Source organism: Shewanella sp. POL2 (assembly GCF_000282755.1).
GTDB classification, from domain to species: Bacteria; Pseudomonadota; Gammaproteobacteria; order Enterobacterales; family Shewanellaceae; genus Shewanella; species Shewanella xiamenensis.
Genome location: NZ_AKZL01000055.1, coordinates 1 through 13709, shown reverse-complemented (window position 1 = coordinate 13709; position 13709 = coordinate 1). Strand labels below are relative to the sequence as shown.

General features: G+C 43.0%; 16 protein-coding genes. 7 read left to right on the top strand and 9 right to left on the bottom strand.

Annotated features, from left to right (window positions below; genetic code table 11):
• Window positions 1-16 precede the first annotated feature (16 nt).
• Entirely contained in the window at window positions 17-592 is a 576-nt protein-coding gene (locus SHEWPOL2_RS14690) for an OmpA family protein (RefSeq protein ID WP_037429417.1), read from the bottom strand.
• 299 nt (window positions 593-891) lie between these two features.
• Between SHEWPOL2_RS14690 and ltaE the strand changes: the two genes are divergently transcribed.
• Together ltaE and SHEWPOL2_RS14680 are read left to right on the top strand one after the other, a co-directional pair.
• Window positions 892-1905, top strand: coding sequence for a low-specificity L-threonine aldolase (gene ltaE / locus SHEWPOL2_RS14685; RefSeq protein ID WP_037429415.1), 1014 nt, complete (start codon window positions 892-894; stop codon window positions 1903-1905).
• A gap of 162 nt (window positions 1906-2067) precedes the next feature.
• Entirely contained in the window at window positions 2068-3531 is a 1464-nt protein-coding gene (locus SHEWPOL2_RS14680; RefSeq protein WP_037429413.1) for an HDOD domain-containing protein, read from the top strand.
• Between the two features lie 4 nt (window positions 3532-3535).
• On the opposite strand, the gene SHEWPOL2_RS14675 is transcribed toward SHEWPOL2_RS14680, so the two are convergent.
• The 6 genes from SHEWPOL2_RS14675 to SHEWPOL2_RS14650 all read right to left on the bottom strand — a co-directional run bounded on the left by SHEWPOL2_RS14675 (window position 3536) and on the right by SHEWPOL2_RS14650 (window position 9619).
• Window positions 3536-4027, bottom strand: coding sequence for a nuclear transport factor 2 family protein (locus tag SHEWPOL2_RS14675; protein ID WP_081990944.1), 492 nt, complete (start codon window positions 4025-4027; stop codon window positions 3536-3538).
• Window positions 4028-4143: 116 nt separating this feature from the next.
• Window positions 4144-4968: a M90 family metallopeptidase gene (locus SHEWPOL2_RS14670; RefSeq protein ID WP_037429412.1), complete on the bottom strand. Its 825-nt coding sequence runs from the start codon at window positions 4966-4968 to the stop codon at window positions 4144-4146.
• Window positions 4969-5090: 122 nt separating this feature from the next.
• A complete protein-coding gene (locus tag SHEWPOL2_RS14665) occupies window positions 5091-6815 on the bottom strand; it encodes a GGDEF domain-containing protein (protein ID WP_037429411.1) in 1725 nt (574 codons plus the stop codon).
• Complete coding sequence (locus SHEWPOL2_RS14660) at window positions 6812-8239, bottom strand: extracellular solute-binding protein (RefSeq protein WP_235522191.1); 1428 nt, start codon at window positions 8237-8239, stop codon at window positions 6812-6814. The genes SHEWPOL2_RS14665 and SHEWPOL2_RS14660 overlap by 4 nt, the downstream gene beginning before the upstream one ends.
• A gap of 200 nt (window positions 8240-8439) precedes the next feature.
• Window positions 8440-8877: a hypothetical protein gene (locus SHEWPOL2_RS14655; RefSeq protein ID WP_037429410.1), complete on the bottom strand. Its 438-nt coding sequence runs from the start codon at window positions 8875-8877 to the stop codon at window positions 8440-8442.
• Window positions 8837-9619 (bottom strand): AAA family ATPase, encoded by a 783-nt coding sequence (locus SHEWPOL2_RS14650; RefSeq protein ID WP_037420721.1) that lies wholly within the window; start codon window positions 9617-9619, stop codon window positions 8837-8839. Before SHEWPOL2_RS14650 ends, SHEWPOL2_RS14655 begins: the two co-directional genes overlap by 41 nt.
• A 532-nt stretch (window positions 9620-10151) precedes the next feature.
• On the opposite strand from SHEWPOL2_RS14650, the gene SHEWPOL2_RS14645 reads away from it, so the two are divergent.
• The 5 genes from SHEWPOL2_RS14645 to SHEWPOL2_RS14625 all read left to right on the top strand — a co-directional run bounded on the left by SHEWPOL2_RS14645 (window position 10152) and on the right by SHEWPOL2_RS14625 (window position 12682).
• Window positions 10152-10610 (top strand): GNAT family N-acetyltransferase, encoded by a 459-nt coding sequence (locus SHEWPOL2_RS14645; RefSeq protein ID WP_037429408.1) that lies wholly within the window; start codon window positions 10152-10154, stop codon window positions 10608-10610.
• Between the two features lie 148 nt (window positions 10611-10758).
• Window positions 10759-10968, top strand: a complete 210-nt coding sequence (locus tag SHEWPOL2_RS14640; protein ID WP_011622004.1) for a DUF3820 family protein — start codon at window positions 10759-10761, stop codon at window positions 10966-10968.
• 127 nt (window positions 10969-11095) lie between these two features.
• Entirely contained in the window at window positions 11096-11398 is a 303-nt protein-coding gene (locus tag SHEWPOL2_RS14635) for a hypothetical protein (protein ID WP_011622005.1), read from the top strand.
• A 174-nt stretch (window positions 11399-11572) separates the two neighbouring features.
• A complete protein-coding gene (locus SHEWPOL2_RS14630; RefSeq protein ID WP_037429448.1) occupies window positions 11573-12088 on the top strand; it encodes a GNAT family N-acetyltransferase in 516 nt (171 codons plus the stop codon).
• Between the two features lie 63 nt (window positions 12089-12151).
• Complete coding sequence (locus SHEWPOL2_RS14625) at window positions 12152-12682, top strand: GNAT family N-acetyltransferase (RefSeq protein WP_037429406.1); 531 nt, start codon at window positions 12152-12154, stop codon at window positions 12680-12682.
• Window positions 12683-12786: 104 nt separating this feature from the next.
• On the opposite strand, the gene SHEWPOL2_RS14620 is transcribed toward SHEWPOL2_RS14625, so the two are convergent.
• Entirely contained in the window at window positions 12787-13482 is a 696-nt protein-coding gene (locus SHEWPOL2_RS14620) for a pirin family protein (protein WP_037429403.1), read from the bottom strand.
• A 10-nt stretch (window positions 13483-13492) separates the two neighbouring features.
• A partial coding sequence (locus tag SHEWPOL2_RS14615; RefSeq protein ID WP_037429398.1) for a DoxX family protein occupies window positions 13493-13709 on the bottom strand: 217 nt, incomplete at its 5' end.

Sequence of the window (13709 nt, the reverse complement as noted above, 5' to 3'; positions counted from 1 at the left end):
AAATACGCTAACAAAACTACTTATTATTGACGAAAAATTGTACTCGTCGATTTAATCTGCGACCTTCGCTGGAACGATTATCTGCTACTGGTTCAGATATACCTTTACCGACAACGGTAAAGCGATTTGGGTTGAATCCATAGTCTTCAACCAAAATTTGTTTCACATTTTGCGCACGTTGAAGTGATAACTGATAATTAAACTCAGGTGTGCCGACAATATCTGTGTGCCCAACCAAGATTAAATGAACATCAGTATTTGACTCTAAAAATGCTTTGACTAAGGCTAATGCTTTCCACTGCGATAAATCTACCTCTGCTATCGCAAACTCAAAATATACAATGGCTGTCTCAATATGATGACAATCAGGAGCTGAATAGGTGCTGGGGTCATTGAGATTACATTTAATATTAGTGGCCGTGGCTTCGACTTCATAAATACAGCCATTTGCCATCACCCTAGTGTTAGCGGTTGTGTTGGGGCAGGCATCTTTAATATCGGGCACGCCATCTTGATCTGTATCCTGCCACGCATAAGCTGGTAGCATTAGGGTTAAACTCAATGCTAAAGAGGCTAGTTTAATCCATTGCATTACGGATATATTCACCACAAATCACCTTATGTTTAATATCTAGCAGTCAAAATCACTAGGAGATTGGCATCGCTTTAGCAGGAGCATCCTAGTTGGCTATTGTAGCTTTTAAACGTTATAACGCCAAGTTTTGCCATTTATTCGATATAAATCAATTATATCAGATTAAATTTTGCATTAGGTTGTATGTTTTATCGGCAGCTATGTCAGCAAGCTATACAATTTTTTCCTTTAAGGCTAGAGTCGCTAGGCGTGTTTGACATGCGCATAGGGGATAGGCAGAAGAAGTTGAGGACAAAATGATAGATTTACGCAGTGATACTGTAACCCAGCCTACTGAGGCAATGCGTTTAGCCATGTCGAGGGCTGAAGTGGGTGATGATGTTTATGGTGATGATCCGAGCGTTAACCGTTTACAGGACATGGCCGCCGAGATGTTTGGTTTTGAGGGAGCACTTTTTACGGCATCTGGCACCCAAGCCAATCTACTGGCTTTGATGTCGCATTGTGAGCGCGGGGATGAATATCTATGCGGTCAGCAAGCTCATAACTATAAATTTGAAGGTGGTGGTGCGGCGGTGTTAGGTAGTATTCAACCTCAACCGCTAACAAATCAACTAGATGGGACTATTGCTCTTAGCGAAATTGAAGCGGCAATCAAGCCTGATGATATTCATTTTGCCCGAACGCGCTTGCTGAGTTTGGAAAATACTATCGGGGGGAAAGTGTTGCCCCAAACCTATCTTGCCAATGCGCAGGCACTGGCTTTTCAGCGCGGTTTAAAAATTCATTTAGACGGTGCAAGAGTGGCTAATGCCGCAGTGGCACAAGGGATCGCTATTGCTGATATCGCCGTACACTTTGATTCCGTTTCGATCTGTTTATCAAAGGGATTATGCGCGCCAGTCGGATCGTTACTCTTAGGCGATGAACGCCTCATTAAAAAAGCGACGCGTTGGCGAAAAATGCTTGGTGGCGGTATGCGTCAAGCTGGGATTCTAGCAGCTGCGGGGGAGTTAGCTCTAACTGCGCAAGTTGAAAGATTGGCAAATGATCATCAAAACGCTGCATATCTGGCCCAACAGTTAAGCCTATTAGATGAGTTTGAAATTGACTTGCCATCCGTTCAAACCAATATGGTGTTTGCAACCTTAGCTTCTCATATTGATGAACAGGCCTTAGCGCAACGCTGTCGTAATGAGGGCATTTTGATTAGTCCTGGACGTACCATACGTTTTGTTACCCATAAAGATATCTCGCGCCAGGATATTGATAAAGTACTGCGGGTTTTTAAATTACATCTGCAGGCGTAATTGATTAAAGTCCAAGTTAAACCTTGGGCTTTTCTTTGTTTTCAGTTCAGCCTATTGTGGATTTAAAAATCAATCGTTGAATTGTGAACCAGATGCAAGGCGAATTTTTTAAGCCTATCTATACTAAAAACAATAACATTAAACCATCAAGGGAAAGCTAGGTTGAAACCTAATAATACTAATAAAGGGGTTGATTATTGGACAAAACGGATAAGTGAGTTGGAAATGCCAGCGCTTTGTTCCACCGTCCAAACGTTAGAAAAGCTTGCCAAGGATGACGTTTCTTCACTTGCCTTATTAGGGCGTAGCGTGATGCATGATAACGCCCTCACATCACGTATTTTACGGGTCGCAAATAGCGCTATTTACCATAAGGGCAGTACGCAAATTTCTACTGTAAGCAGAGCCGCTATTGTGCTTGGTTTTGATGCAGTTCGTAATATTTGTATCACTGCACAATTATTATCTAGCTTGTTAGAAAGTAAAAACCTCTCGCCTTCAGTATATCAAAGATTAATCAAATTAATGGCTAAGGCATTTCAAGCTGCCATGTTAACTCGGATGATGCTGAGTCATTATGATGATGATATTCAAGAGGAGGCCTTTATAGCCTGTTTGCTTTTTCATATTGGTGAGAGTGCGTTTTGGAGTATCGGGGGAGAATTTACCGAAACCCTCGATAGCCAATTAACGAAATGTGAAACTCCAGCAGAAGAGCGAACTCTTATTCGTGAATCATTAGGTACCTCTTTTTCACAGCTAACCCAGAGTATTGCTCGCCATTGGGGATTGGGGGAATTATTGATCCAAGCGGTAAATAATCCCGATGACGCTCGTCCTGAAATACGCTGTATATTTTTAGCGGATAAACTTTGCGAAACGCTCTCAGTGGCGATACCAGATCAGATCGATCTTGAGAAATTTATAACTCAAGCGGCTAACTTTACCGGGCTGGATGAGAGTGAATTTACCTTAAAAATGCAGCGTTGTACCAAGGCGACCCATAAATTAGCTGAAGCCTATGGCGCTAAAGTGTTGATTGACTATCTACCTGATCCCAAGAGGCTCGATAAGCTTGAGTCTCGTTTGCCTGAAGTAGAACTACCGATTTTTGCTGCCAATTTAAATATCCAATTAGCTAAACTGCGTGAGCTTACAGCTTTTGCAATCAATAAAGCCGATTTTAATCAAATCATGCAAACCGTACTTGAGGGTATTTTAGAGGGGGTTGGAGTTGATCGCTGTGGTGTGTTGCTGTTGTCTCCTAGCCGTAAACAGCTACAGCCAAGGATTATGCTTGGCAGAGATGCAGAGGAAATGAAGCGATTATTTATTATCGAACTTGGAGATAAGAAGGGGTTATTTCCAATGGCGATGGAGCATAAGGAGTCACTTTGGGTTGATAATCCGAGTGCCAAAAAATGGCTAGAACAATGTCGTGAGTTGAAAGTGCAATTGCCAGAGTCGGGTTTTTTAGTGGCACCCTTGTTGGTGGATAATAAAGTGATCGGCTTTTATTATGCAGATAGAGGACCATCTGAGAGGTGTTTTACAGAAGTGGATTTTCAAGCTTTCATCCACTTCTCACAGCTGGCAAATGTGTGTTTTACCGTGTCCTTAAAATAACGATTTACTGTGCTTTTTTAATTTCAGCAGTGATTTTTTTCGCTATACCATTGGGGATGGGAAAACTTAAATGATATTGAGCTATTTTCCATTCTCCATTGGTTTTGATTAATGTTCCTGTACCACGACTCACGCCATAACTCGGACTATTGAGCAGTTCGTCGAACAGAATTACATCACCATGCTGCACTAAATGGCGCGAAGTTAAATCGTAGCGCCAGCCTTTTGTGGGACGGGAATAGTGTTCAAATTCTGCCATTCCCCAGCGCTCATTCGCATCTGTTCCGATAAAAATCCCATCCTGACGATACAGTGAAAAATATTTATCCCAATCGGCACTACTGGAATATTGATTCAATTGATCAAGTACTTGAGCTGCGGCTTGTTCATCGGCAGATGGGACTGATATGCCGCTTGTTGCTGGTATGATGGCATTATTATCATTAGCATGGTTATTCGAGCTGAAGAGTAACGCTACCACAACAAGAATGAACATAGTGGTACAGAATCGACTTGAATTTTGCCGAGTGGCATTATGCGAAGTGGCTGAAAGATGTTTGTATTTAGCTATTGTCATAGGGTATTCCTTGTGTTTATTACTTTGTAATGACATCAGTGCCAATTGAGCGGATCGACTTGATAGAAATGACTTAACTCTCGATAAAGTGCTGGATGTTCTTGGTTGAGTTCTGCTGGTTTTTCAAAAAAAACTTCGGTCGCTACGGCAAAAAATTCTGCTGGGTTGGTAGCCCCGTAGCCATTAAATAGGGCTGGTTTACCGACGGCAGTATCTTCAACTAGTTCATTAAATGCTTGATTAAATACGCTTGACCAAGACAGATAATCTTGGCCACGAGCTAAAATTGGGGCGCCATTGGCGTGGCCATCCTCTTGATCTAATTGATGGGCAAACTCATGGATGACAACATTGTTGCCATCGTGTGGATTGGCAGCGCCTTCAAGCGTATTTTTCCATGAAAGTATTACTTGTCCTTGCTCCCATGATTCTCCAGCGAGTACGTTACGTTGCTCCCTGATTAAGCCTGATGGATCTTGTCGTTGGCTGTCGACTATAAATGCATCGGGGTAGACCAAAATTTGTCTTAGTTTAGGGTAGAAATCGGTCTTGCGATTAAGTAGCAGTAGGCATGCTTGGGCAGCAATAGTGACTCGAATTTCATCGGTTATGAGTAAACCATCGCAGCCAACAAAATGCTTTTCATCTAAAAATACCTGAATATGACGTTTAAGTTGCAATTGAAGATCTGCAGGTAATGCATGAAAAAATGGAAGTCTTCTTTTTAGTATTGCTCGCCAAGTCTTTGGAAAGGGGCTTGCCATCACTTGTTTACGACGGAGGTTTTTGCGCCAACGACTGGAGGCCAACCAAGCAATCGCACTGAGGCCAAATATTAGAATCGTTAAACTGGCGAGCATAGTCCCTCAGTGTGTTATTGGTGTCAGTTATATTAGCTAATGGGGATTGAGCGTACTGAACTCAATCCTTTGGTTAAAAATAAAACGCTTTCAGTGAGCGGCTTAATGCGGGATGAGTGGTGTTAGTGAGTGCCAATGAAGACTTCTGTGCGATTTCGCCCTGCTAGTTTGGCACGATAGAGCGCCTCATCAACATGGCTTATCAGCTTGTTTGCATCGAGTAATTGCGGAGGTTGCCAGCAGGCAATTCCTAAGCTAATGGTGACAATCCCCATGTTTGATGAGCCTTGATGGGGAATATGCAAGTCTATAATGGTTTCGCGCAGATGTTCGGCAATTTTGTAAGCATCTTCAATATGGCTTGAGGGCAAGAGTAACATAAATTCTTCACCACCATAGCGAGCTAGAATATCTGTGGGACGTTGTAGAATTGCTTTGGTGGCCTCGACGATCTGTTTTAAGCATTGATCACCGACCACATGGCCATATTGATCATTAAATTCCTTAAAGTGATCTAAATCGAACATCACAATACTCAATGGCATATTATGATCGTTGGCGTAACTCAATTCTTTTAGTATTTGGCTATCTAAATAGCGGCGATTATAGCATCCAGTGAGTCCATCGGTTTCCGCCATCGCTTTAACTTGAGCTGCATAGGTTTTTAGGGTTTCAAGTGAACTCACCATTTGTTGCAGTTCAAGGTTATCGGTAATCGGCATTTGGGTATCGAGTTTTTCATTGGCGATGGCATTCATTGCATCACGAGTCTCAATCACGGGTTTGATAATACCTTTAGCAATAAAGTGCCAACTGGTGAGCCAGATAAAAAAGCAATAAAGAATACCTCCACAAAAGATGAGGATGACAAACGAGGTACTATCACTCTTGAGATCGGTGCCTGCGATCTGAATTTCATCTTCAACATGGTTGACTAACTCTTGGGTGAAGGTTGCTATTTGCCTCGCTGCACTGGCTTGATAGCCAAAATGAGCATTGGCTATTTGAGTACTTTTTAAGGCATTACGGGATAGCTCAAATAGGTTGTCATTGCCAACCATGTTTTGTTTTATTTGCGATAACCAGTTGAGATAAATTGTATTACTCGAATGCATAGACGCGACGATATTTTCCATTTGAATAAGTCGCCGCATCGCTTCCCGTTGAAGGTGATTTAACGTCGCTATATTTGGGGTATTTTTTACTTCATCTAATAACACAAACAGGTGCTCACCTTGGTGCAGGTATTCCGAAATAGCTTGATGTTCTATCTGATTGTCGGTAATTCCACTGAGATCTTTATGGTCAACTAATAGAGCGAAACGTTCATGGGTCTGATTCAGTTGAGTCTGCATTTCATCAGAAAATGCTGATGACATACCGGCCAAATTTGTTTGAATATTTTGTGCCTGTAACTTTGCCTGTAAAGCACTGTCTGTAAGCGTATTGAGCAATGGGAGTTGTTGCTGATAATAAAGCTGAGTATCGATCGTTGTGTTTAGGGCTTGATACATCTCAGGAGTGGTTTCAAGACTTAGTAATACCTTTGTATCTTTTAACAAATGCTCCCATTGAGTAGTTAACTCTGAAAGTAGGGACAGTCGTTGTTGCTCAGTATCATAGTGGTTTAATTCTGTGGTGATAATTTGCAACCTTTCACTGTTTTTCGCTAGTTGCAGCGCAGTGGTGACTTTCACGACATCACTATTTACCAGTTGCTCAATTTCAGTTCTCAATTGTTGTGACAATAGGATAGCGATAATGCCATTGAGTGACGCCATGCCGAGAATAATATAGAAGGCTAGCGTAATTTTCTGTTTAAGACTGGTCAGTCGTTTTGAGTTCATTTGTTTTTCTTGTCGATTGCAGGGACTTCCCCGTAGGTGTTCTGCAAATGTTTAATTTTGGTGCTTAACTCAATAAAAATATCTGTACTATTGGCTTCATGCTGACTTGCGGCATAACAAGCATGGCTTAATTCTGGATAAATCTGCCCCATTGCTGTAGTGGTAAAGTGTCCTACTTCCAATACTTTAGTCGACCAGAACAAGTTAGCAATGTGGCTTGCCTCAAATGCACCAGCAACAGACCTTTTTGAAGCTTGTTTAAATTCGGGAGCCGTAACGACATCCATTCGGCATGGATTTCCGCCGCCAAGTGCATAGGCATATTGGGCTTCAAAAGTGCCCATATATTTGAGTAACCAATAGGCGGCTTGTGGATTTTTACTGTCGTAGCTCACCGCAAAGGCATAGGCACCGTTGTAAGGAGTTCCTCCGGGGACTTGAGATACTCCAAGTCGAGCACCAGTTATATTGGCTTCAACTTTAAAAGAGGCTGGCCAAAGGTTGTTATAGGCAAAGGGCCATATGGCTACCTGTCCCGTCGCCATAGCATGCGCGGCTTCATTAAAGGCAAACTTATCATCAGCAGGATAGGCATAGGGCATTAGTTTGCGATAGATTATTCCAGCGGTAATTGCCTGTTGATTGACACTCGGAACTTCAAAGTGAGTCAGTTTTTTTTGTTGATCATAAATAGGCCACATCCAAACGCCGCCTAAACTCCAAATAATGCTGGAAAACTCATCGTTAATATGGGGTTTATTACCCGACATCAACGCTAGGCCATAAAAGTTATGGGTCAATGGTTTGTCTGCAAGGAGTTCACCCGCTTTTCGCGTAAAGAAGACGGCTTGATCTTCTAATTCTTGAAAGTTGGTCGCGGGTTTGAGTGGGTAGCCAAACCGTTGTTGAAAGTGAGACTGTTCGGTTTTATTTTCAAATAAATCGGCGCGGTAATGACTTCCCATTACGTAGTTATTATAGGGAATTGCGTGCAATTCTCCGTGGTAGGATAAAATATTCAGTAATGATGGATAGTAGGGTTCGAGGTAGCTTTCCATCGCTTTTTCACCATCGGGATCATAGAGTTTTGCTAATTCCAACAGGGGGACTGTATAGCCGTTTGCCGCCCATTCTTTTGCCCAGCCAGCCTCCATAGTGAGCAGATCGTATTTTCCTTCCCCCATTAATAATGCGTGGGTCTGAAGTTCGAACATGCTTTCAAGTTCGGTGCTAATCACATTGACTTTAACACCGGTTTTTTCGGTGAATTTGGGTAGCATTTGCTGGGTGAGATAGTCAGTCCAAAAGCCTTTTTCGGCAACTAAAGTGATTGGCGTTTTATTCGGCAAGGGGGGAATTTGATCCAAAGAAAACTCCGCTAAGGCGGGAGGTGCTAGCGTTAATCCCAGTCCGAATAATAGGATTGACAAACGTGTTAACAAGAATAACTCCTTAAATACTCGGGCTATTGATGCTAATCAATAGCATTAATCAGCTCAGCTGTACATTAAGGATAGATTTGTAAAAAAAATTAACTCAATTTTTTTATCGGTTTTTTAGACAAAAAAAGTCCGATGACCTAATTAATTCAGATCATCGGTAAAGGGTGGGAGATGGTGCGCAATTAAGCTTGTTTTATTTGCTGTTCGCGCATCTGCCTCAATGCGGTTGGCAAAGCATAATGTTGTTCAATTAAAAAACGGATCAATTTAGATTTAGAAATATCACTTTCCTCTGAGAGCGTTGCTAAATGGGCTATTGCCGCCTCACTCAGTGAAAATGTGGCTTTGCGGTAATGTGGCCGTTCGTCGTCAATCGTGGTATCAAGGGATCTTGATGCCGTTTGTGGTCGATGCAAAGTTACCACATTGGAAGTATCCAAGGTGACTTCAAGTGGTGATTCTTTCACTCGCTCCATCGCCGCCACTGAGTTGCCCGTGCTTGGAATATGACTTTCTCCCATAGCATAAAGGGTTGCGGCATCAATAAACTCATCGAGGGAGAGGGGCTGGACGCCTCCCCTAGATGGCATAGCGTTTTTCTTGAGGTCGCTGAGTCCCATATTGTCCTCTCAGATGATTCGGCTGAGGTTGATTGATAGCGGCACGATGCGCGGCTATTGGTGTGCTTGGTTTGAGTAAGGCCGTTAACGAGGCTGCGCAGTCCACTTGAAACATTTCACAGGCGATAGCACGGATTTCAGCTGCGGCTTTACCCTTTGGTTCTATCTCCATCACCGACAATCCAGACTCTTCACTGTCATCATAGATATTACGACTATAGGTAATTGCATCTAATACATTGATATCATAGGTTTTACAGACCTCTTTAGCCTCTAAAATACGATTCGCTTGATTGGGAAGGTTGGGGCATTGCGTGATAACGAAAGACGCGTGTAATTTAGGGTTAATCATCTTACAAGTCGCGACGATATCATCCATATGACTCACGGTTTTTAAATCTCGGCGTTTAGGCCTGAGCGGCATTAATATATGCGATGCAACTGACATGGTTGCCCTTAATGCAAGATTATCCTGCCCACCACAATCAACGAGTACAAAGTCATAGTGTTGTTCTAAGCTCAGAAGATCGTTACGGATCTTGCCATAAAGTTGTACACAGTTGATGCTTGCCAGTTTCGGATTATTGTTTCTGGCTTGGATCCAATCCGATGTGGTTCGCTGTGGATCGCAATCCACCATGATGACAGAGGCACCACATTCGGTGGTGAGAAATACTGCGATATTTTGTGCGAGGCAACTCTTACCGCTGCCGCCTTTTTCGCCGCCGACTAACACTATCATGACGAGTTCCTCAATGCTTAGGCTATCACTTGGGCGGTAATATGTTGCTTATGGTTTTTTACCGCACCTTGTTGTCATAAACGAATGTAAACTCTGTGTTAATGTTGGTCAATTATCTGATTTTTGACGTTTTTCTATAAAATGTCGCGTGATTAATATTTGACGTCACCATGTAATATGCCGTTAATTTGACTCTTTCTGCTAGCGGGGTTACTTAGGCGATTTTGAATTTTAGTTATCTGATTATTAAGGTTTTTAGTGAATTTTTAACATCAATTGATTATGAATGTTTGTTCTCCATTGCGGCAATGATATTGAAATTAAGGCTTGGTATAGTTTACTTTGAACGTTTATTTTAATTTTTTATGCAAAAATATTATTAAAATATTGGCCTCTCACGACTACTTTTCAAACGAAAGTTGTCTTGCATAAAGCTTGAGTGTCATCAAATTGCCACCTTGTTGAGTTAGTCTTTCCCATTAATGCCGTCTAATCACCTTGATTTTTCTACCATTCGTGAAGGGATGCCCAAATGGATATTAAAATGTCAATGCCTATTGAATTTGAGCTGGTTGAAACTGCTCCTTTATTTCATGAGTTGCTGAATCTACGCGATGCGGCTGGGTATCCTTCTATCGGCGTTGAGATGGCTGATGGGCATCCGTTACAGCCTTTATATTGGGTATCTATTCGCTTAACGAGTGATCAGTCAAAAAATACCTGCGCGATAGTGGCAACAGCCTGCGTATATGGTGATAAGGCTAACCATCTGGCGATTGAGGATTTTATTGTTTTACCTGAGTATCGGCATGTGGGGCTGGCAAAAATAATGTTAGAGCGAGTCATGACTTTTGTTGATGAGCATGCGAGTCAAGGAACTTGTGTGAGCATTAACGCCCACGGAGAAGAAGAACGACTCTGTATTGAGTACGGTTTTGAGTATTCACATTGTGCGAATCTTGGACCGAATCTGCGTAAAATCTACGCTTGATGCCGTATCAACTCAGGGTAAGCCTGCGGTTCGCTCTAAGTTTATCCCCCCTTAGTCGTTCTCAGCTTGTATTAGCCATAGGCATTCATTGGGTATTAGGGTAGCATCCTCAATCTAGTTTTCTGTCTGAGTTCAAGCTAATACTGTCATGGATCAACAACAGCTTATCGATGCCGTAAATCAGGTCATGCCCTTTGGTAAATATGCTGGCCGCCGCTTACTCGAATTGCCTGAACCCTATCTTGTGTGGTTTCATCAACAAGGTTTTCCAAAGGGAAAATTAGGGGAGCAGTTAGCGCTGATTTATGAGGTAAAACTCAATGGCCTTGAGGGCATGTTAAAACCGCTATTGAAATGAGTTCCCTACTAAGCGATAAAAATCCTACTTTTGCGATAAGTGTTGTATTTCGTGATAGAGATTGGCGATTTATTACCTATGGCATGTTTTAATGCTGCATATTAGTAAAACACAAGGAACAAAAGGCATGATGGCAAAATTGGTAAAATTAGCTGCTGTAGCAACATTAGCGTTAGGTATGTCAAGTGCTTGGGCACAGGGCGTAGTTCATGAAGGTACTGTGGTTGATACTATGAATGGTGGCGGCTACACCTATGTTCAAATTAAAGAAGCTGACAACACGTTTTGGGCAGCTGGCCCAGAAGCTGAAGTCAAGAAAGGTGACAAAGTAGCTGTGGTTGAGCAAATGTGGATGAACCAGTTCACCAGCAAAACCTTAAACCGCACCTTCGACAAGCTGTTGTTTGTTGGTCAAATCGAGAAGAAATAATCGATGTCTTAGCAACATTCATGTTGCGATGAGTTCCTAAACCGCCTCGCCTTGTTCGAGGCGGTTTTGTTTTTAGCGGTATTTGGCTTAAATAAGCGTCAACGCTATTACTTCTCAATAAATAACTGCAAAATACGGCAAATACTCGCAATGATATTTGAGCATACCGTGTCAATGTCTAACCAAACTAACGAGAAAATTGAAGTCGTCGCTTATCAGCATTGCTATGCAAGTGCGGTCAGTCAGCTTTTTCATCACTGTGTTCATCAAATACAGCATGAGCGTTATACTACTGCGCAGTTAAATGCCTGGTCACCCTCGCCCCGTTCCAGTAAACATTGGCATTTACGTTTAAGTCGTTCCCAAGCTTGGATTATTTTGGTGACAGATGCGCTGAGCTTAACTAAGATTTGTGCAGGTTTTATCAATGTTGAAACGGATTTTCGCCATAGGGGATATATCGATAGTTTGTATATTCACCCTAATTGGCAGCGCTGTGGACTCGGTGAACTGGCTATCAGACAGTTAGAGCAATGGGCGAGGAAGCAAGGTTACAGCCAATTAAGTGCCGATGCGTCTTATCTTTCCCGTGGGCTGTTTATTAAACTCGGATTCGTCCAACAGCAACGCAGCTATCAACAAAAACTGGGCCAAGTGTTGCCGAGTTTTTATATGACTAAAAAACTGTAACTGAATGGGAATGCACTGCCTGTGTGCCCATTGGTCATGATTAACCCATAGGAGTGGACTCCAATGCAGATACGCTTATTTTCTCCTGCGGACGTGGCGCAGGTGGCGGCGGTATTTAACGCCAGTGTTATGGAGGGCGCACAGGAATATTACTCGCTGACAGAACGTTTAGCATGGGCGCAAAATCAAGGTGAGGCACGCAGCGATGCCTACTGGCTGGCCAAGTTAGAAGATACAACCACGTGGGTTGCACTTGAAGACGATAAGCTGGTTGGTTTTATCAGTTTAAGGTTGTGCCCCGATAAAGAGCTTGATTGCTTAGTCGGCGAAGTTGATTGTCTGTTTGTTCATCCTGAATATGGTCGTGCTGGTGTAGCGACACATTTATACTTGGCACTACTCGAAGAGGCGAAAAGGCTAAACCTTAAAAGACTCACAGTTGAAGCCTCCTATCAGGCGCGGCCTTTCTTTGAGAAACAGGGCTTTAATTGCATTCGCCGTAATGAACTACGCCGCTATCTCACCGCTGAAGACAAACAAAACGACAGGGCGCAGGTGTTAGTGAACTTTAGTTTGATCATGTCCTTATCATAGGTTTGCGCTTGAAGAGACTGTTCTGTTTTAGCCATACACCATACACAGAGTAATAAAAAACCGCCTCGTTTCCTTGGCGGTTTTTTATTGGTCAGTAAGCATCATCAGGCTAAGTCAAACACCAATGCTGTGACTGGGCTGTCAGTGGCGCTAAATCTAACCACTTCTTCGGCGGTGATATGCGCGCCATCTCCCGGGGTGAGTACTTGGTCATTGACCTTAAGCGTACCTTCCACCAGTTGCACATAGAGCTGACGCTGCGGCTTGAGTTGCGGCATCTGCACTTGCTCTTGCGGTGCCAGCATTAGGTGATATAAGGTCGCATCCTGCTGCACTTTTAAGGTGCCATTTTCACCCGTTGGCGTGACCACGGCTGTGAGCGCCGAGGTTTGCTCGAAGGCTTTTTGCTGATAACCCGCATCAATGCCTAAGGTGTCTGGTTGGATCCAGATCTGCAAAAAGTGCAGTGGCTCAGTGTTTGATGCATTAAACTCACTGTGATAAATCCCTTTACCGGCGGACATTAACTGAAACTCACCCGCTGGTAAGGTCTTAATATTACCGAAGCTGTCCTTATGAGCTATGGTACCTGAAATCACATAACTGATGATTTCCATGTCTTTATGGCCATGAGTTTCAAACCCCGCACTCGGCGCGACTCTGTCATCATTAATGACTCGTAGGGAAGACACACCCATATGCCGCGGATCGTAGTAACTAGCAAACGAGAAGGTATGTTGACTCTTTAACCAGCCTAAGTCTGCCTGTCCTCGGTCCTGCGCTTTACGTATACGGATCATCGTTAACTCCTTATTTTAAGTGTGCGGCTAACAGGTTGTCGGCACTCAGTTTACCTGCACCTGACACGGCCAGAGATACCGTAGCGGCTAACAGGGCTAAACCAAATTCATAACCGTTATTGCTAAGGAACAGACCGTTACCAATGTGAACCGAGAAAATCGCGACCACCATAGTAAAGGACAATACCAGTGCAGTAGGGCGAGTCAGTAAACCAATAATGAGCAGC